Below are 19,328 nucleotides of genomic sequence, written 5' to 3' on the forward strand. Positions count from 1 at the left end.
CCTAGTTGATTGTTGAGGTGCTGCTCACGGGACAAAGGTCTTGCCCGGCCCGCAGATCAGGTGCTGCGGGCCGGTCGGTCACGGGCGGAGCGCGACTGTCGTCGCACGCACCGGGGCCGGGAGCTCTGTCGTGCCTTGCAGGTATGCGTCTACCGTAGCCGCTGTCGCCCGGCCTTCGGCGATGGCCCACACGATCAGCGACTGACCGCGCCCGGCGTCTCCTGTGACGAACACCCCCGGCAGAGCCGAGGAGAAGTCGTCGTTGCGGGCCACGAGGCCGCGGGAGGTGAGGCCCGCCCCGGTCTGCTGGACGAGCAGGCTGGTCTCGGGTCCTGTGAAGCCCATCGCGACGAGGACGAGGTCCGCGGGGATGATCCGCTCCGTGCCGGCCTGCGGCACGCGCCGACCGTCGGGCAGGTACTCGGTCGTGGCGACCTTGAGCCCTGTCACGTGGCCGTGCTCGTCGCCGATCAGCTCGACGGTCGAGGCGAGGTAGTCGCGCTCTCCACCCTCGGCGTGCGAGCTCGAGACCTCGAAGAGCAGGGGGTCGGTCGGCCACGGCTGGTTCTCGGGGCGCGACGTCGGCGGCTTCTTGCCGATCGCCAGGGTCGTCACCGAGGCCGCGCCCTGACGCAGCGAGGTACCGATGCAGTCCGAGCCGGTGTCACCGCCTCCGATGACCACGACGTGCTTGCCTGTCGCGAGGATCTGGTCCTCGACGGTCTCCCCCGCGACGACGGCGTTGGCCTGCGGCAAGAACTCCATGGCGTAGTGCACGCCCTCGAGGTCGTTGCCGGGGATCGGCAGCTCGCGCGGGACGGTCGCCCCTGTCGCGAGCACGACGGCGTCGAAGCGCGAGCGGAGCTCGTCCCAGGTGATGTCCACCCCGATCTCGACCCCGGGCCTGAAGCGGGTGCCCTCGGCCTCCATCTGCGCCAGACGGCGGTCGATGTGGGTCTTCTCGAGCTTGAAGTCGGGGATGCCGTAGCGCAGCAGACCACCGATGGTGGCGTCGCGCTCGTACACCGCGACGGTGTGCCCGGCACGCGTGAGCTGCTGGGCTGCCGCGAGCCCGGCGGGGCCCGAGCCGACGACCGCGACGGTCTTGCCGGTGAGGCGCTGCGGGATCTGCGGGACGACGTAGCCGCGGGCGAAGGCCTCGTCGATGATCGAGACCTCGACGTTCTTGATGGTCACCGCAGGCTGGTTGATGCCGAGCACACAGCTCGACTCGCACGGCGCGGGGCACACACGACCCGTGAACTCGGGGAAGTTGTTCGTGGCGTGCAGCCTGTCGATGGCGTCCTCCCACTGGTCCCGCCAGACGAGGTCGTTCCAGTCCGGGATGAGGTTCCCGAGCGGGCAGCCCTGGTGGCAGAAGGGGATGCCGCAGTCCATGCAGCGTCCGGCCTGCACCTTGACGATCGCCGAGTCCTCCGCGCGGTGCTCGTGCACCTCGCGCCAGTCCATCAGTCGCACCGGCACCGGCCGGTAGGCCGGGAGCTCGCGCTCCCGGACCTTCAGGAATCCACGTGGGTCAGCCACGAGCCACCTCCAAGATCTCTTCCCAGGCACCGGGGACGCTCAGGTCGACGCTGTCGGCGTCGGCCTTCGCGAGGGCGGTGCGGATACGTGCGTACTCGGTCGGCAGCACCTTGGTGAAGCGCGCGAGCGAGGTGGGCAGGTCGGCGAGCAGTGCCTCGGCGACCCGCGAGCCGGTCTCCTCCGCATGGCGGCGGAGCAGACCTTCGACGAGGACCAGGTCGTCGTCGTCGAGACCGGAGAGCGTGAGCTCGCCTGTCGTCGCCGCGACGGTGTTGAGGGCTTCTTCGCGAAGGTCCAGGACGTAGGCGGTACCGCCCGACATCCCGGCGCCGAAGTTGCGCCCGGTGTTGCCCAGGACGAGCACGGTGCCACCGGTCATGTACTCGCAGCCGTGGTCGCCCACACCCTCGACGACCAGCGTCGCGCCCGAGTTGCGGACACCGAAGCGCTCACCCACGAGACCGCGGAGGAAGATCTCCCCGCCGGTGGCCCCGTAGCCGATGACGTTGCCGGCGATGACGTTGCTCGCACCCGTCAGCACGGCCGAGCGGTCCGGGCGCACGACGATGCGTCCACCCGAGAGGCCCTTGCCGACGTAGTCGTTCGCGTCTCCGAAGAGGCGCAGCGTGATGCCGCGCGGCAGGAAGGCGCCGAGAGACTGACCCGCGGACCCCGTGAGGGTCACGTCGATCGTGTCGTCAGGCAGCCCGTCGCCGCCGTAGCGCTTGGTCACCTCGTGGCCGAGCATGGTGCCGACAGTCCGGTTGACGTTGCGCACCGGGACGTCGATCGAGACCGGCGTGCCGTCCTCGAGGGCCGCAGCGGCCGAGGCGATGAGCTGGTTGTCCAGGGCCCGGGCGAGCCCGTGGTCCTGGGTCGTGGTGTTGCGCAGCGACGAGCCCTCGACGGGCTGGGGCACGGCGAGCACCGGCGCGAGGTCGAGACCCTGCGCCTTCCAGTGGTCGACGGCCTTGCGGGTGTCGAGCGCCTGGACCTGGCCGACGGCCTCTTCGAGGGTCCTGAAGCCGAGGGCTGCGAGGTGCTCGCGGACCTCCTCGGCGATGAACTCGAAGAAGTTCACGACGAACTCCGGCTTGCCCGTGAAGCGCTTGCGCAGCTCGGGGTTCTGCGTCGCGACACCGACGGGGCAGGTGTCGAGGTGGCAGACGCGCATCATGATGCACCCCGACACAACCATCGGAGCCGTCGCGAAGCCGAACTCCTCGGCTCCGAGCAGAGCGCCGATGATGACGTCGCGCCCGGTCTTCATCTGCCCGTCGACCTGCACGACGATGCGGTCGCGCAGGTTGTTGAGCACGAGGGTCTGCTGGGTCTCGGCCAGGCCGATCTCCCACGGGGTCCCGGCGTGCTTGAGCGAGGTGAGCGGGCTCGCGCCCGTCCCGCCGTCGTGGCCGGAGATGAGGACCACGTCGGCGTGCGCCTTGGAGACACCCGTCGCGACGGTCCCGACACCGAACTCCGAGACCAGCTTCACGTGGATGCGGGCCGAGGGGTTGGCGTTCTTCGCGTCGTGGATCAGCTGCGCGAGGTCTTCGATCGAGTAGATGTCGTGGTGCGGCGGCGGCGAGATGAGCCCGACACCAGGTGTCGAGTGACGCGTCTTGGCGACCCACGGGTAGACCTTGTGGCCGGGCAGCTGACCGCCCTCGCCGGGCTTGGCACCCTGGGCGAGCTTGATCTGGATGTCGTCGGCGAAGGTCAGGTACTCGGAGGTGACGCCGAAGCGGCCCGACGCGATCTGCTTGACCTTGCTGCGGCGCTCCGGGTCGTGGAGGCGCTCGGAGTCTTCGCCGCCCTCCCCCGTGTTGGAGCGCGCGCCGAGACGGTTCATCGCGATCGCGAGGGTCTCGTGGGCCTCCTGCGAGATGGACCCGTAGGACATCGCACCGGTGTTGAAGCGCTTGACGATCTCCGAGACCGGCTCGACCTCGTCGAGCGGCACCGGGGTGCGGTCACCCGAGAACTCGAGCAGCCCGCGGAGCGTCATGAGACGCGCCGTCTGGTCGTCGACCCGCTGCGTGTACTCGCGGAACACGTCGAACTGCCGCGTCCGGGTCGAGTGCTGCAGACGGAAGACCGTCTCGGGGTCGAAGAGGTGCTCTTCCCCGTCACGGCGCCACTGGTACTCGCCGCCGACAGCGAGGCGCTGGTGCGCCTGGAAGTTGCCCGACGACGGGTACGCCTCGGTGTGACGGGCCGCGACCTCGGCCGCGATGACGTCGAGGCCGATGCCGCCGAGGCGGCTCGTGGTCCCCGTGAAGTAGTCGCCGATGAGCTCGTGCGAGAGACCGAGGGCCTCGAAGACCTGCGCGCCGCGGTAGGAGGACATCGTCGAGATGCCCATCTTGCTCATCACCTTGAGGACGCCCTTGCCGAGCGCCTTGATGAGGTTCTTCACGGCCTTGTCGGGCGTGACGTCGAGGTAGCCCGACTTCGCGAGGTCCTCGACGGTCTCCATCGCGAGGTACGGGTTGACCGCAGCCGCGCCGTAGCCGATGAGCAGCGCGGTGTGGTGCACCTCGCGGACGTCCCCGGCCTCGACGATGAGCGACACCTGGGTGCGGGTGTGCTTGCGCAGGAGGTGGTGGTGGACGGCGCTGACGAGCAGCAGCGACGGGATCGGGGCGTAGTCCTGGTAGGAGTCGCGGTCCGAGAGCACGATGAAGCTCGTGCCCTGGGCGACCGCCAGGTCGACCTCGTCGAAGATCTCCTCGAGCCTGTCGCGCAGGCCCTCGCCGCCACCGTCGACGCGGAACAGACCACGGATGGTCGTCGCGTCGAAGGTGCCGCCGAGAGAGGGCGCCTTGTGGATGTTGATGATCTTCGCCAGGTCGTCGTTGTCGATGACCGGGAAGGAGAGCACGACCTTGCGGGCGTGCTCGGCGGTGTCGGAGAGCAGGTTCGGCTCGGGGCCGATCGCCCCGCCGATCGACGTGACCAGCTCTTCACGGATGGCGTCGAGCGGCGGGTTCGTCACCTGGGCGAACATCTGCGTGAAGTAGTCGAAGAGCAGGCGCGGGCGCGAGGACAGCACCGCGATCGGGGTGTCCGTGCCCATGGCGCCGAGGGGCTCGGCGGCCGTGTTGGCCATCGGGGTGAGGAGGATCTTGACCTCTTCCTCGGTGTACCCGAAGGCGCGCTGGCGACGCTGGACCGAGGCCGGGCTGTGGACCACGTGCTCGCGGTCGGGCAGCGCGTCGAGGAACACGGAGTTCTCCTCGACCCACTGCTTGTACGGGCGCTGCGCGGCGAGCTGGGACTTGATCTCGTCGTCGGGGACGATCCGGCCTGCGGCGGTGTCCACGAGGAACATGCGGCCGGGTTCGAGGCGCCCCTTCTGCACGACAGTCGCGGGGTCGATGTCGAGCACGCCGGCCTCGCTCGCGAGGACGACGAGGCCGTCCTCGGTCACCCAGAAGCGACCCGGGCGCAGACCGTTGCGGTCCAGGACCGCCCCGATCAGGGTGCCGTCGGTGAAGTTGAGGCAGGCCGGCCCGTCCCACGCCTCGATGAGGTTGGCGTGGAACTCGTAGAAGGCACGGCGCTCGGGCGACATCTCGGCGTGGTTCTCCCACGCCTCGGGCACCATCATCAGCACGGCGTGCGGCAGCGAGCGTCCACCGAGGTGCAGCAGCTCGAGGACCTCGTCGAAGGACGCCGAGTCGCTCGCACCGTCGGAGCACACGGGCAGCAGCGGGGCGAGGTCGCCGAGGTGCTCGCTCGCGAGCTTGCCCTGGCGCGCCGCCATCCAGTTGCGGTTGCCGCGGACGGTGTTGATCTCACCGTTGTGAGCGATCATCCGGAAGGGCTGGGCGAGCGGCCAGGACGGGAAGGTGTTGGTCGAGAACCGCGAGTGCACGAGCGCGAGCTCGGAGGCGTAGCGCGGGTCTGACAGGTCGGGGAAGAACGGCTCCAGCTGAGCCGTCGTGAGCATCCCCTTGTAGGTCAGGGTGCGGGCGGAGAGCGAGGCGAAGAAGAGCCCGAGCTCGTTCTCCGAGCGCTTGCGCAGCCTGTAGGTGCGGCGGTCGAGCTCGATGCCGGACAGCTTCCGCTCGGGGTCGGCGACCACGAGCTGACGGAAGGTGGGCATCGAGGCCCGGGCGCTCGGGCCGACGAGGTCGGCCGTCACGGGGACGTCGCGCCAGGCGAGCACCTCGAGGCGCTCCTGGGCTGCGATGAGCTCGACGGCCCCGACCACCTCGGCCGCCTCGGCGGCGTCCTGCGGGAGGAAGGCCATGCCGATCGCGTAGCTGCCGACAGGGGGCAGGTCGACCGCGACGACGTCACGGATGAAGGCGTCGGGGATCTGGGTGAGGATCCCTGCGCCGTCGCCGCTGTTCTCCTCGGCGCCGACGGCGCCGCGGTGGTCGAGGTTGAGCAGTGCGGTCAGACCGGCGTCGACGATGTCGCGGCCGGGGGTACCACGCAGCGTCGCGACGAAGGCGACACCGCACGCGTCGTGCTCGGCCCGGGGGTCGTACAGGCCTTGGGCGGCGGGCGCCGCGGACATCGCGGAGCTGGTTGCGCTGTGCAGCGGCGTGGTCATCGACACCGTCCTCACGGGGAGCCTGCTTGACGCAGACTTGACTTGACTTGGGGGGTTGCGGGACGTCGTCGGCCCAAACATTACGACACTACGTCGCTCGTGTTTCGACGACGTTACCAACCGATGTGACCTGGGTCACAACTTGGGCTGGTCTTGACCTTCTTCGACGGTGTCCGTCGGGTCGTCGTGACCGGTGGGGTGGTCGGTCACGACGGCTTCGTCTCCTGCTGCGCTCGCGCCGGCTCCGACCGGCGCGGGGACTTGACGGTCCCCGTCCACGAAGACCGAGTCTTCGCGTCCGGCGTGCCGGCGTCCCTGCACCACGAAGGCCGCGACACCGACCAGACCCACGAGGATCGAGGTCCAGACGTTGAGGCGGAGGCCGAAGACCTGCTCTGCGGGGTCGATCCGCAAGAGCTCGATCCAGAGTCGGCCGACCGTGTAGAAGACGACGTACAACCAGAATACGCGTCCGTGACCGAGCCTGAACCGCCTGTCCAGGAACACGAGCAGCGCTGCGGCGGCGAGGTTCCACAGCAGCTCGTAGAGGAAGGTCGGGTGGAAGAGCGTACCGACCTCGTAGCCTGCGGGGAGACGGTCCGGGCTGATCTCGAGGCCCCAGGGCAGGGTCGTCGGACCGCCGAAGAGCTCCTGGTTGAACCAGTTGCCGAGGCGGCCGATCGCCTGCGCGACGAGCAGGCCCGGGGCGACGGCGTCCGCGAAGGAGCTGAACCGCACACCCGTCCGGCGGCACCCGATGTAGGCGCCGACGGCACCGAAGGCGATCGCACCCCAGATGCCGAGGCCACCTTCCCAGATCGCGAAGGCCTTGAGCGGGTCACCGCCCTCTCCGAAGTACGCGTCGGGCGAGCTGATGACGTGGTAGATCCGTCCACCGATGATCCCGAAGGGGACGGCCCAGTAGACGATCGTGTACATGTCGTCGATCGAGCCGCCGCGGGCCTCCCAGCGCTTCCCGGTCATCCAGGCGGCGACGAAGATGCCGGCGAGGATCGCGAAGGCGTAGGCGCGCAGCGGGAGCGGACCGAGGTGCCAGACCCCGGTGCTCGGGCTGGGGATCGAGGCGAGCACGACCCCCTGGGCGAGGACGCCGGTCATGACGCGGCCGCACCAGAGCGGGCCGAGCGCACACCGGCGGCGAGACCGGAGACGACCGACTGCATGCTCGCCACCCTGTCGGCGAAGGGGGTGTCGCCGAGCAGAGGCTTGACGAAGGCGGAGCCGACGATGACGCCGTCCGCGTAGCGGCCGACCTCGGCGGCCTGCTCGGGGCGAGACACCCCGAGGCCGACGCAGACGCGGGACGCTCCTGCGGCGCGGGTCGCCGCGACGAGCTCTTCAGCGCGCGTCCCGACAGTCGCCCGCTCCCCCGTGACACCCATGGTCGAGGCTGCGTAGACGAAGCCGCGCGAGGCCTTGGCGGTCATCTCGAGGCGCTCCGGGGTCGAGCTCGGGGCGACGAGGAACACCTTGTCGAGGTCGCGGGAGTCCGCGGCCTCGATCCACTCCGAGCCCTCGTCGGGGATGAGGTCCGGCGTGATCAGGCCGCTGCCACCGGCTGCCGCGAGGTCGCGCGCGAAGGCGTCGACGCCGTAGCGCAGGACAGGGTTGAAGTACGTCATGACCAGCACGGGCGCACCCAGGTCGGCGACGGCCTCGACGACCCTGAACACGTCGCGCACGCGGGCGCCCGAGCTCAGCGCCTGGTCGACGGCCTGCTGGATGATCGCCCCGTCCATCACGGGGTCGCTGTACGGGATGCCGAGCTCGACGATGTCGGCCCCGGCCTCGACGAGGGCGCGTGCGGCCTCGATCGACTGGTCGACCGTCGGGAAGCCGACAGGCAGGTAGCCGACGAGGGCCGCCCTCCCCTGGGCCTTGAGCTCGTCGATACGACGTTCGGTGGCGCTCACGCGTCTGCTCCTTCTGCGCCGAGGTCGGCGTCCGCGTCGACCAGCTCGAACCAGCGCGCCGCTGTCGCGACGTCCTTGTCCCCGCGCCCGGAGAGGTTCACGAGGATGACCTCGTCCGTGCGGCCGGCGGCCGCAGCCTCCTTGCCGAGGCGGATCGCGCCGGCGAGGGCGTGGGCCGACTCGATGGCCGGGATGATGCCCTCGGTGCGGCACAGCAGACGCAGCGCCTCCATGGCGTCGGTATCGGTCACGGGCTGGTACTCGGCCCGGCCGATGCTCGACAGGAAGGAGTGCTGCGGGCCGACGCCCGGGTAGTCGAGGCCCGCCGAGATCGAGTGGCTGTCCTTCGTCTGGCCGTCCTCGTCCTGCAGCAGGTAGGAGCGCGCTCCGTGGAGCACACCCGTCGCGCCGCCGGTGATGCTCGAGGCGTGGCGACCTGTCTCGACGCCGTCGCCGCCGGCCTCGAGGCCGACCAGACGCACCGACTCGTCGTCCAGGAAGGCGTCGAAGATGCCGATCGCGTTGGACCCGCCACCGACGCACGCGGCCACCACGTCAGGGAGGCGACCGACGAGGTCGAGGACCTGCTGGCGTGCCTCGACGCCGATGATGCGCTGGAAGTCGCGGACCATGGCTGGGAACGGGTGGGGGCCAGCAGCCGTGCCGAAGACGTAGTTGGTCGTGTCGACGTTGGTGACCCAGTCGCGCATGGCCTCGTTGATCGCGTCCTTGAGGGTGCGCGAGCCCGTGGTCACCGGGATGACCTCGGCGCCGAGCAGGCGCATCCGGGCGACGTTGAGCGCCTGGCGCTGGGTGTCTTCTTCGCCCATGTAGACGACGCACTCGAGGTCGAAGAGCGCAGCGGCGGTCGCTGTGGCCACGCCGTGCTGGCCGGCGCCGGTCTCGGCGATGACGCGCTTCTTGCCGATGCGCTTGGTGAGCAGCGCCTGGCCGAGCACGTTGTTGATCTTGTGCGAGCCCGTGTGGTTGAGGTCTTCGCGCTTGAGGATGACCCGGGCACCACCGGCGTGCTCCGCGAAGCGCGGGACCTCGGTGATGATGCTCGGGCGGCCGCTGTAGGAGCGGTGCAGCTCGGCGAGCTGGGACTGGAAGACGGGGTCGGCGACGGCGGCCTGGTAGGCGACGTCGAGCTCGTCGAGTGCGGCGACGAGCGCCTCGGGGACGTAGCGGCCGCCGAACTCACCGAAGTACGGGCCTTGAAGGTTCTGCAGGGACTCGGGCACGAGATGGCCTCCTGAGGGATGCTGAGCGCCCCGGCGCCACGGCGAGCAGGGCTCGTCGCCGCGCACGGGGCGGATGTCGGTGAGAGGGGTCCTGCGCCCGCGCAGACGCGCGGGCGGGACCGGAGCAGGTTCTAGTGGCGGACGGCGCGCAGCGACGGGTGCGAGCCTGCGGCGACGAGGTCGGCGACCGAGGAGCGCGGCGACTCCCCCGTGACGAGGGCCTCGCCGACGAGGACGGCGTGCGCACCCGAGCGGGCGTAGTCCATGACGTCGTGCGGTCCGCGGACACCCGACTCGGCGATGCGGACGACACCCTCGGGGATCGCGGGGGCGAGCCTGGCGAAGGTCGTGCGGTCGACCTCGAGGGTCTTGAGGTTGCGGGCGTTGACACCGACGAGGCGTGCGCCGGCGTCGACCGCGCGGGTCACCTCGTCGACGGTGTGGACCTCGACGAGCGCCGTCATGCCGAGCGAGTGCACACGGTCGAGGAGCGACTCGAGGACAGTCTGCTCGAGGGCCGCGACGATGAGCAGGACGAGGTCGGCGCCGAAGGCCCGCGCCTCCCACACCTGGTAGGGCGTGACCACGAAGTCCTTGCGGAGCACAGGGATGTCGACGGCTGCGCGGACAGCACGCAGGTCGGCCAGGCTGCCCTTGAACCGCCGTTCCTCTGTGAGGACGGAGATGACCGAGGCGCCGCCCTTCTCGTACTCGCGGGCCAGCGCCGCAGGGTCGTCGATCGAGGCCAGCGATCCCTTGCTCGGGCTCGAGCGCTTGACCTCGGCGATGACCGCGACAGCGTCCTCACCGCTCAGGCGGCTCACGCACTCGAGGGCGTTCGTCTGGCGCTGGGCCTTCTCCTTGAGCACAGCGAGCGGGGTGGCCGCCTCGCGCACGGCAAGGTCTTCACGCACCCCGGCGATGATGTCGTCGAGCACCGTCATGACGTCTCTTCTCCCCAGCAGCATGGACCCGCACCGAGCAGGGACACCTCTGGCGCGGGTCGTCCGCGCCGTCGAGGCACCTGCACAGCCATCGTAGAGCCGCCGTGCGGGTCCACCGACCGGCGTCACGCATGTGAGACGGGTGACCGTCCCGAAGGGTCAGGAGCGCGAGGCGCCGCGACCTGCAGCAGCCGGCTGTCCGTGCCCGGCGACCGAGAGGAGCTTGCCGCCCACGAGACCGGCGACGACGATGACCGCCCCTACGATCACGAGCCAGACGAGCGCGAAGCACATCGCGACCCCGGCGACCGCGGCGCCGAGCACCACGACGATCGTGGTGAACCACGCCGCGGTGGTGTGACCGTGGTTGGTCGGGGGCGCGGACGGCGGGAGGTAGGTGTCGTCACGCTTCACTGAGCTGTCAGCCATGGAACTGCCTTTCACGAAAATGTGGTCCCAGCCTAACCACTGCTGGTGCTCGAGGTGGCCACGGAGCGTCTGTCGGCCGTGTCTGGCACGTCCTGGGGCGTCTGCGCGGGTCGGAGGGAGAGCTGCGAGGTCAGGTGGGGTCGTCACCCTGGGTGAGCGAGTCCCAGGTGTCACGCTCGTCGAGGGCCGGGGCGGTGGAGGCCCCAGGAGACGTCGTCTGGTCCTCTACGGGGGATCCTGGGGCATCGGTGGCAGCCGGGGTCGTCGCGGTGCCTGCGGCACCTGAGGCATGGCCGGGTGCGACCTGGGTGCTCTTCTCCCCTGGTCGAGCAGCCTGCGGACCGCTGCCGTGCGGAGCCGACGGGGCGTCGTAGCGGCGGGACCGCTTGCCCCAGTCGACCGGGGCGAAGGCCGCCCAGGCTGCGACGACCACCACGACAGCGCCGAGGACGACGGTGACGTAGGGGGCGACCGAGATGTCGACCGCCGCGCCCGACCTGGCCACGCCTGTCGCCTCGGCGACCCCGGAGCGGGCCGCCGCGTCCGGGGACAGGACGAAGGACAGCGCCGAGCCGCCGATGACCGCGCCACCGAGAGCCACGACGAGCAGCGAGACCCACCGGGCCGCGCGGCCGACGAGCCCGAGGGACAGGGCCGCCGCGACGACCACGAGGGCTGCGGCACTCACCCCCGGTGCGGCTGTCGTCCCCGAGACCGTGACGTCGACCGAGGCATCGAGCGCGGTCGATGCGGTGGTCGAGAGCCACGTGGGCACGGCGCTCAGCAGGCTGAGCCCGCCGAGCAGCAGGAGCGTCATCACCACGGTCCGTCGCGGCGTCGTGCGGCGTGCGGCAGTGCTGTCAGGGCTGTCAGCGCTGGCAGAGCTGTCAGGGCCGGTCTGGCCGCGCTGGCCGGTCACGGGCGGGCTCGCAGACGGCTCGCGACCTGGACCGCGCGGACGGCGGCCGCGGCCTTGTTCCGCGACTCTTCGTACTCGAGCGCGGGGTCGGAGTCGGCGACGATGCCACCGCCCGCCTGGACGCTGGCCCGTCCGTCGCGGATGAGCGCCGTGCGGATCGCGATGGCCATGTCCATGGTCCCGTCGAAGCCGAAGTACCCGACGGTGCCGCCGTAGATGCCGCGGCCCGCAGGCTCGATCTCGTCGATGAGCGCGATCGCGCGCGTCTTGGGCGCCCCGGAGAGCGTGCCCGCCGGGAAGGTCGCCGTGAGGACGCCGAGCGCCGTCGCCTCGGGGCGCAGGGCACCGACCACGGTCGAGCTCATGTGCATGATGTGGCTGAAGCGCTTGATGGCCATGAACTCGACGACCTCGACGCTCGTGGGGTCGCAGACCTTGGCCAGGTCGTTGCGCGAGAGATCGACGAGCATGATGTGCTCGGCGCACTCCTTCGGGTCGACCAGCAGCTCTTCGGCCAGGCGGGTGTCCTCCTCGGGGGTCGCGCCGCGGGGACGCGAGCCGGCGATCGGGAAGGTGACGACCCGACGGTCGGCGACCTTGGCGAGGGTCTCCGGGCTCGATCCGACCACCGCGAAGTCGTGGCCGTCGGCGTCCGTGAGCTGGAAGTAGTACATGTACGGGCTCGGGTTGATCGTGCGCAGCACCCTGTAGACGTCGAGAGGGTCCGCCGTGCACTCGAGGTCGAGGCGCTGCGAGAGCACCACCTGGAAGACCTCGCCGTCACGGATGGCCTCTTTGCCGGCCAGGACCGACTGCTCGAAGGTCGATCGCTCGGTCCTGAAGGCCAGCGCCGGCTCGGGCTCGTCGACGAGCACCCGACGGACCGCGGCGGCGTCGGCGGGCGACGGGGGCGCCACGAGGCTGGCCTCCATCGCGTCGAGCCGCGCCACCGCATCGGCGTGGGCCTCGTCGACGCGCTCGTCGCTCGCGTCGAAGTTGATGGCGTTGGCGATGAGCCAGACCGAGCCGTCCACGTGGTCGACGACAGCGAGGTCGCTGGCCAGGCAGAGCGTCATCTCGGGGACGCCGAGCTCGTCAGGAGCCGTCTTGGGCAGCGTGGGCTCCCAGCGGCGCACGACGTCCCACCCGAGGGCTCCGACAAGACCACCCGTGAGAGGCGGCAGCCCGTCGATCGCCTCGGTGTGCAGGACGCGCAGCGTCGCGTCGAGGACCTCGAGAGGCTCGCCGTCCGTCGGGATGCCAGCGGGCACGTCACCGCGCCACACGGCGCGGTCGTCCGCGACCGTCAGCGTGGCGCGCGAGGTCACCCCGACGAAGGAGTAGCGCGACCATCCGCCACCGATCTCGGCAGACTCCATGATGAAGGTCCCCGGACGCCCCTGGGCCAGCCGGCGGTACAGCGCGACAGGGGTGAGGTCGTCGGCGAGCAGCCTGCGGACGACCGGCACCACGCGGCGGTCGGCAGCGAGCTCGCGGAACTCCGGGAGCCCCGGCCACGTCTGGCCCCACGGCAGCGACCCGACGGTACGGGGGGTGCTCACGGGGTGCGGTGACGTGGTCATGCCGAGGTCTCCTTGCTGTCGGGACGTCCTGGGGTTGTCTGCTCTGCCGCGGCAGGGGTCGAGAGGTTGGTCGTGAGGTCGGCCGGGTGGTCTGTCGAAAGGTCGGCCGAGCGGTCGGCGGCCGTGGGCTCGGCCGCGCCGGCTACGACAGCGCCGAGGTCGCCGCCGCTGATGAAGCAGGTGCGCTCCCCCGTGTGGCAGGCTGCGCCGACCTGGTCGACCTCGACCAGCAGCGCGTCGCCGTCGCAGTCGATCGAGACCGAGCGGACCCACTGGACGTGGCCGGAGGTGTCGCCCTTGCGCCAGTACTCCTGCCGGGACCGCGAGTAGAACGTCACGCGTCCTTCGGTCAGCGTGCGTGACAGCGCCTCGTCGTCCATCCAGCCGAGCATGAGCACCTCACGGGTGTCGTGCTGCTGCACGATCGCGGCGACGAGGCCGGCCGGGTCGCGCTTGAGGCGGGCGGCGATCTCCGGGTCGAGGGCGCTGGTGGGGACGGGGGCTGAAGACTGGGCAGGCACCGCAGCATCTTCCCATGCTGCGGTGCCGCGCCGCGCCTCGGGTGCGTCTCGCGGACAGACCGGGCCCCCGTCTCGAGCCCCTGCACGTCACGACCGGCCAGAGCCCGCCAGCCGCCCTCGCTGCGACGGGCAGCCTGCCCGCCGGGCAGCCTGTCAGCGAACCTGGGAGACCCAGGCCTCGTGCATGCGGGCGTAGTGCCCGTCGACCTCGACGAGCTCGGCGTGCGGCCCGACCTGCGCGATCCGTCCCGCGTCGACCACGACCACCAGGTCGGCTGCCTCGGCCGTCGAGAGCCTGTGCGCGATGGTGATCGTGCTCCGGCCGTGGGTGAGCGAGTCGAGGGCCCGCGCGATGCGGACCTCGGTCGCGGGGTCGACAGCGCTGGTGGCCTCGTCGAGCACGAGCAGGTCGGCCTGGGCGAGGTAGGCGCGGGCGATCGCGACGAGCTGGCGCTCCCCCGCCGACAGCGACTCTCCACGCTGCCCGACCGAGGTGTCGAGACCGTCGGGCAGGTCTGCGACCCAGTCGGCCAGACCGAGCTCGGTCACCGCACGCTCCAGGTCTGCGGCCAGGCGCGGGTCCCTGTCGCGACCAGCCGACCGGCCGGGCTGCAGGTGGTCGTGCGAGAAGGGCGCGTCAGGGTCGTCGAGCTCGGGCCTGTGGCCGTAGGCGATGTTGTCCGCGAGGGTCCCGTCGAAGAGGAAGCCCTCCTGCGGGACCATGACGATGCGCTGGCGCAGGCTCGCCGCCCGGATTGTCCGGACGTCGGTGCCGTCGAGCAGCACCGTGCCCTCGGTCGGGTCCATGAGACGGGTGGCGAGCTTGGCGATCGTCGTCTTGCCCGATCCCGTGGCACCCACCACCGCGACCTTGGTGCGCGGGGGCAGCGCGAGGTCGACGCCGTGCAGGACCGGGGCCCCGCCCGGGTAGGCGAAGCTCACGCCGCGGAACTCGACGGCCGCAGCGCCACGAGGGCTGTGGACCCCGTCGTCGCCCGGGTCGGCGACCATCACCGGGGTCTCCAGCACGGCGAGCACGCGGCGCCAGCCGGCGACGGCGTTCTGCAGCTCGTTGAGAATCTCGGTGGCCATCTGGACCGGACCTGTGAACAGCTGGACGAGGAAGAGGAAGGCGAGGAGCTGACCGACGCTCAGACCGCCGCCCACGCCCAGGTACGTCCCGGCCACCACGACGGCGCTCAGCACGAGGTTGGCGACCATGACACCGCTCGAGAAGACGATCGAGACGAGCTTCTGCGCGCGGATCGCCGCGTGGCGGTGGTCGTCGATCGAGGCGTCGATGCGACGCTCGGTCCGGCGGCCGACACCGTAGGCACGGATGGTCTCGGCACCGACGACGGCCTCGGAGATCGCACCGAGCATCGCGCCGACCTTGGCGCGGACAGCCGTGTAGGCCTGGTTGACCCTCTTCTGCGCCGGACGCAGCACGAAGAACAGCGGCACGAAGCAGACCCACACGACGATGGTCAGCTGCCACGAGTACCAGAGCATGAGGCCCGTGGCCGCGAGGATCTGGAGCATCGAGACGAGCAGCATGATGCCGCCCCACTGCACGAACAGCGAGATGGTGTCGACGTCCGAGGTCACGCGAGACACGAGGGAACCGCGTCGCTCGGTGTTCTGAGACAGGACCGAGAGGTCGTGCACGTGCCTGAAGGCCTTGACCCGCAGCGAGGCGAGACCTGTCTCGGTGCTGGTGAAGAGCCGCACGTTGACGAGCGCGGAGCAGGTGCCCGCGATGACGAGGACCACCGCTGCGGCGCTGACGAGCCAGACCACCCGGGTCATGTCGACCCCGCCAGGCGCGAGGATGCCGGTGTCGACGGTCTGCTGGACGGCGAGCGGGACGACGATGCGTCCTGCCGCGGCGAAGACGGCGAGGATGAAGGTCAGCGTCGCGCCGTGCAGGATCTCGGGCGAGACCTGGACCCCGCGGCGCAGGGTCGCGAAGACCCCGAGCTCGCTGGCCGAGGCGATCGAGCTGTGGCTGTCGGAGTCGGGAGCACCGGAGACCGGTGCCTCGGAACCCCGCTCCTCCGCACTCTTCCCCGTCGCGCCCTTCCGTCTCGAGCCCTTCCCTCTCGAGCCGGCGCCCGTCGTGCTGTCGGCGCTCACGCCTCGTCCTCTCGTCGGGTCGCCTCGCGCTGGTACGCGAGTGCGAGGTCTTGGAATCCTTCGTCGCGGGTCAGGAGCTCGGCCGCGGTGCCGACGTCGACGACGCGCCCGGACTCGAGGTGGGCCACCCTGTCGGCGAGCGAGACGCTCGACATGCGGTAGGCGACCATGACCACGGTCGTCCCTGCGCCGGCCCGCAGACCGGCGAGGATGGCCTGCTCGACCTCGGGGTCGACGGCCGACGTCGCGTCGTCGAGCACCAGGAGGCTCGGTCGGCGCACGAGAGCCCGCGCGATCGCGACGCGCTGGCGCTGACCGCCGGAGAGGTTCGCGCCCCGCTCGCCGAGCGGGGCGTCGAGGCCACCGGGCAGCGCGCGCACCACGTCGGCGACACGAGCCAGCTCGAGGGCCTGCCACACCTCGTCGTCGGTGTAGGACCCCTGGTCCCCCACTTCGGCGAGCGTGATGTTGCCGCGGATCGTGTCTTCGAAGATGAAGGTGGTCTGCGAGACGAAGGCGACGGCTCCGGTGACGGCCTCGGCCGTCAGCTCGCGGGCGTCGACGCCGTCGAGCAGGACGCGTCCGCTGCTGGGGTCGGAGAGTCGGCTGAGCAGCGACACGAGGGTCGTCTTGCCCGAGCCTGTCGGTCCGACCACGGCGAGGGTCTCCCCAGGCTCGACCACGAGGTCGACGCCCTCGAGGATGGTGATCGGTCCGTTCGAGCCGGGGACCTGGACACCGACACCGTCCATGCGGACCTGGAGCCCTGCCGGCGCGCCGTCCGGGCCGGTGGCCCGCGCAGGCCGGGTCCTGGTGCCGACCGAGAGCGCGCCCGGTGCGTCGAGGACCTGCGCGATGCGGTCGTGGCCGACGAGCCCGCGCGGCAGCTCACCGAGGACCCAGCCGAAGGCTCGGACCGGGACAGCCATCATCGTCAGCAGGTAGGCCGCGGAGACCACCTGGCCCGTGTCGACGTACCCGCCCGAGACCCGCGAGGTCCCCACGAGGAGCACGAGGAGGGTGCCGACAGAGGGCAAGAACTCGATGATCGGGTCGAAGGACGCCCGGACCTTGCCGACCTTGATGTTCGCGGCCCGCAGCTCGCCGGCCTTCTCGGCGAAGCGTGCCTCTTCGCGGTCTTCGGTCCCCAGGGCCTTGACGAGCAGCGCTGCCTCGAAGCTCTCGTGGGCGACGTCGGCCACCTCGGCGCGCAGCTGCTGCGCGCGGGTGATCGCCGGTGACATGTACTTCTGGAAGACGAGGTTGACCAGGACCGCGAGAGGCAGCACCACGAGGGCTGCGGCGGCGAGCCAGACGTCGATGCTCAACAGGGCTACGGCGGCGATGACGATCATCACGCAGACGCCGAGTGCGAAGGGCAGCGGCGTGAAGACACCTGTGGCTGCCTCGACGTCGGAGCTGACGTTCGACAAGAGCTGCCCCGTGGGGTGCGCCCGGTGCCAGGACATCGGCAGCTCGAGGTACCGCCGGGTGACCGCGCGCCTGTGGTGGGCCTGCAGGTTGGACAGCCCGATGCCCGCGTAGATGCGGCGGGCCGCGACGCTCAGCGCGAGACCGAGGCCCACGGCGGCGAGCACGAGGCCACCGATCCAGGCCCGGCCGGCCGGGCTCGACCCGTCGAGGGCCGGGACGACGATCGTGTCGGTGACCCGTCCGAGGACCTGGCTGATCGCGACGGTGAGTCCGCCGAAGAGCGCCGAGGCCCCGATGGCCCAGAAGTAGACGACGGGTTCGGTGCGCAGACCGCGACCGATGAGGACGGCAGAACGGCGTGTGCGTGAACCCGTGAGGGCGTGCGAGGTCACGGAGAGGGTCCTTCCAGAGGGAGTGAACAATGTTCTCACAAGCCACCGACACAGGCCCTGGCTGGTCGAGGGCTGTCACCGTCGCCACCTGCTGCGACGCGGGTCCACAGGCTGGCGCCGCAGCATGCCTGGCCGCGGGCGTCGTGCCAGGATGGGGCCATGACCCAGACCTGGAGCGCCACCGAGCGCGCGGACCTCGCCCAGACCTTGCTCGCAGCGGGCCCCGGAGCCCCGACGCTGTGCGCGGGCTGGCAGACGCAGCACCTCGCCGCGCACCTGGTGCTCCGCGACAGGACCCCGTGGCGGATGTCCCCAGGTCGGCTCGAGTCTGTCGCGGCGACGTCTGCCGACCCGCAGGGCTACGCCGCCCTGGTCGCGCAGGTCGCCGAGGGGCCCGGGCGCCTCAGCCCGGGGTACTGGTTCTCCGAGCAGATGAACCTGCTCGAGCTGTTCGTCCACTCCGAGGACGTCCGCCGCGCCGGACCTGACGGCGCGCGGTCGACCGAGATCGCCCCCGACTACGCGAAGGCGCTGTGGAAGCAGTTCCGGCTGTTCTCGAGGCTGCTGCTCCGTCCGGCACCTGTCGGGGTCGTCCTCGTCGTGACCGACGGCCCGCGGGTCGTCGCGCGCAAGCCGCGGTCGGGGGCCGGCACCGTGGTCGTGACCGGAGAGCTGGCCGACGTGATCCTCTTCGCCTTCGGCCGCGGGACCAGCACAGACCTGACCTTCCAGGGGGACGCCGCCGACGTCCGGGCGCTCCTCGCGAGGTTCCCCGGGCCGGGCGGCACGTCGAGCCAAGCCTGAGCACGAAGCACGAAGCACGAAGCACGAAGCCACCTGCGGGAGGGCATCCTGGCTTCGTCGTGGTCTCTGGCCCACCGTCACCGGGGCACGGCGGTCACAGGCGGACGGGGACCCCGTCCGCGGCCATGGCCTGCTTCACCTGGTCGATCGTCAGCCGCCCGAAGTGGAAGACGCTCGCAGCCAGGACGGCGTCGGCCCCGGCCTTCGCCGCCGCCGAGAAGTCTGCAGGGCTGCTCGCCCCGCCGCTCGCGATGAGCGGGACGCGCACCTCGGACCGCACCTGCGCGAACATCTCGAGGTCGTAGCCGTCGTAGGTGCCGTCGGCGTCCATCGAGTTGAGCAAGATCTCGCCGGCACCGAGCGTCGCCGCGCGTGCGGCCCACTCGACGGCGTCGATGCCCGTTCCCTGCCTGCCGCCGTGCGTGGTCACCTCGTAGCCCGAGGCGGTCTCGACGCCGTCGCGGACGCGTCGTGCGTCGACCGAGAGCACGAGGACCTGGCTGCCGAACCTGTCGGCGATCTCGGAGATGAGCTCGGGACGCGCGATCGCCGCAGTGTTCACCCCGACCTTGTCCGCTCCGGCGCGCAGCAGCCTGTCGACGTCCTCGACCGTGCGGACGCCGCCGCCGACCGTCAACGGGATGAAGACCTGCTCGGCGGTCCGGCGGACCACGTCGTAGGTGGTCTCGCGGTTGCCCGAGGACGCCGAGACGTCGAGGAAGGTCAGCTCGTCGGCACCAGCGGCGTCATAGGTCCGCGCGAGCTCGACGGGGTCACCGGCGTCGCGCAGGTTCTCGAAGTTGACTCCCTTGACGACACGACCGGCGTCGACGTCGAGGCACGGGATGACGCGGACCGAGACAGACATGCACTCCT

13 protein-coding genes and 1 pseudogene are annotated in these 19,328 nt (G+C 70.9%); 1 reads left to right on the plus strand and 13 read right to left on the minus strand.

What is annotated here, in order from left to right; genetic code table 11:
- Positions 1 to 78 precede the first annotated feature (78 nt).
- The 12 genes and pseudogenes from SANBI_RS10115 to SANBI_RS10170 form a co-directional block, all read right to left on the minus strand.
- Entirely contained in the window at positions 79 to 1,545 is a 1,467-nt protein-coding gene (locus SANBI_RS10115) for a glutamate synthase subunit beta (RefSeq protein WP_319154666.1), read from the minus strand.
- Positions 1,538 to 6,112: a glutamate synthase large subunit gene (gene gltB / locus SANBI_RS10120; protein WP_319154668.1), complete on the minus strand. Its 4,575-nt coding sequence runs from the start codon at positions 6,110 to 6,112 to the stop codon at positions 1,538 to 1,540. The genes SANBI_RS10115 and gltB overlap by 8 nt, the downstream gene beginning before the upstream one ends.
- A 135-nt stretch (positions 6,113 to 6,247) precedes the next feature.
- A complete protein-coding gene (gene lgt / locus SANBI_RS10125) occupies positions 6,248 to 7,231 on the minus strand; it encodes a prolipoprotein diacylglyceryl transferase (protein ID WP_319154670.1) in 984 nt (327 codons plus the stop codon).
- Complete coding sequence (trpA, locus tag SANBI_RS10130; protein WP_319154672.1) at positions 7,228 to 8,046, minus strand: tryptophan synthase subunit alpha; 819 nt, start codon at positions 8,044 to 8,046, stop codon at positions 7,228 to 7,230. Before trpA ends, lgt begins: the two co-directional genes overlap by 4 nt.
- Complete coding sequence (trpB, locus tag SANBI_RS10135; RefSeq protein ID WP_056133528.1) at positions 8,043 to 9,290, minus strand: tryptophan synthase subunit beta; 1,248 nt, start codon at positions 9,288 to 9,290, stop codon at positions 8,043 to 8,045. The genes trpA and trpB overlap by 4 nt, the downstream gene beginning before the upstream one ends.
- A 131-nt stretch (positions 9,291 to 9,421) precedes the next feature.
- Complete coding sequence (gene trpC, locus SANBI_RS10140) at positions 9,422 to 10,234, minus strand: indole-3-glycerol phosphate synthase TrpC (protein ID WP_319154675.1); 813 nt, start codon at positions 10,232 to 10,234, stop codon at positions 9,422 to 9,424.
- A 159-nt stretch (positions 10,235 to 10,393) separates the two neighbouring features.
- Entirely contained in the window at positions 10,394 to 10,663 is a 270-nt protein-coding gene (locus SANBI_RS10145) for an HGxxPAAW family protein (protein ID WP_056133536.1), read from the minus strand.
- A gap of 130 nt (positions 10,664 to 10,793) precedes the next feature.
- Entirely contained in the window at positions 10,794 to 11,480 is a 687-nt protein-coding gene (locus tag SANBI_RS10150; RefSeq protein WP_319154677.1) for a Trp biosynthesis-associated membrane protein, read from the minus strand.
- Positions 11,481 to 11,578: 98 nt separating this feature from the next.
- Complete coding sequence (locus SANBI_RS10155; protein WP_319154679.1) at positions 11,579 to 13,165, minus strand: anthranilate synthase component I; 1,587 nt, start codon at positions 13,163 to 13,165, stop codon at positions 11,579 to 11,581.
- A gap of 131 nt (positions 13,166 to 13,296) precedes the next feature.
- Positions 13,297 to 13,686, minus strand: a pseudogene (hisI, locus tag SANBI_RS10160) (phosphoribosyl-AMP cyclohydrolase); the annotation flags it as partial.
- 153 nt (positions 13,687 to 13,839) lie between these two features.
- Positions 13,840 to 15,684 (minus strand): ABC transporter ATP-binding protein, encoded by a 1,845-nt coding sequence (locus tag SANBI_RS10165; protein ID WP_319161248.1) that lies wholly within the window; start codon positions 15,682 to 15,684, stop codon positions 13,840 to 13,842.
- A gap of 134 nt (positions 15,685 to 15,818) precedes the next feature.
- Entirely contained in the window at positions 15,819 to 17,648 is a 1,830-nt protein-coding gene (locus SANBI_RS10170) for an ABC transporter ATP-binding protein (protein ID WP_319154681.1), read from the minus strand.
- A 159-nt stretch (positions 17,649 to 17,807) separates the two neighbouring features.
- Between SANBI_RS10170 and SANBI_RS10175 the strand changes: the two genes are divergently transcribed.
- On the plus strand, positions 17,808 to 18,452 hold the full coding sequence (locus SANBI_RS10175; RefSeq protein WP_319154683.1) for a TIGR03085 family metal-binding protein: 645 nt from the start codon (positions 17,808 to 17,810) through the stop codon (positions 18,450 to 18,452).
- Between the two features lie 94 nt (positions 18,453 to 18,546).
- Here the strand turns inward: SANBI_RS10175 and hisF are convergent, their stop codons facing one another.
- Positions 18,547 to 19,320 (minus strand): imidazole glycerol phosphate synthase subunit HisF, encoded by a 774-nt coding sequence (hisF, locus tag SANBI_RS10180; RefSeq protein ID WP_056133550.1) that lies wholly within the window; start codon positions 19,318 to 19,320, stop codon positions 18,547 to 18,549.
- Between the last annotated feature and the right edge of the window lie 8 nt (positions 19,321 to 19,328).

Source organism: Sanguibacter biliveldensis (assembly GCF_033798665.1).
In the GTDB taxonomy this organism is placed as follows: domain Bacteria; phylum Actinomycetota; class Actinomycetes; order Actinomycetales; family Cellulomonadaceae; genus Sanguibacter; species Sanguibacter inulinus.

Bases quoted from the DNA above. Each gene is read 5' to 3' on its own strand.
- gltB (WP_319154668.1), bottom strand. From the start codon at position 6,112: ATGACCACGCCGCTGCACAGCGCAACCAGCTCCGCGATGTCCGCGGCG.
- lgt (WP_319154670.1), bottom strand. From the start codon at position 7,231: ATGACCGGCGTCCTCGCCCAGGGGGTCGTGCTCGCCTCGATCCCCAGC.
- trpC (WP_319154675.1), bottom strand. From the start codon at position 10,234: ATGACGGTGCTCGACGACATCATCGCCGGGGTGCGTGAAGACCTTGCC.
- SANBI_RS10145 (WP_056133536.1), bottom strand. From the start codon at position 10,663: ATGGCTGACAGCTCAGTGAAGCGTGACGACACCTACCTCCCGCCGTCC.
- SANBI_RS10150 (WP_319154677.1), bottom strand. From the start codon at position 11,480: ATGACGCTCCTGCTGCTCGGCGGGCTCAGCCTGCTGAGCGCCGTGCCC.
- SANBI_RS10155 (WP_319154679.1), bottom strand. From the start codon at position 13,165: ATGACCACGTCACCGCACCCCGTGAGCACCCCCCGTACCGTCGGGTCG.
- SANBI_RS10175 (WP_319154683.1), top strand. From the start codon at position 17,808: ATGACCCAGACCTGGAGCGCCACCGAGCGCGCGGACCTCGCCCAGACC.
- hisF (WP_056133550.1), bottom strand. From the start codon at position 19,320: ATGTCTGTCTCGGTCCGCGTCATCCCGTGCCTCGACGTCGACGCCGGT.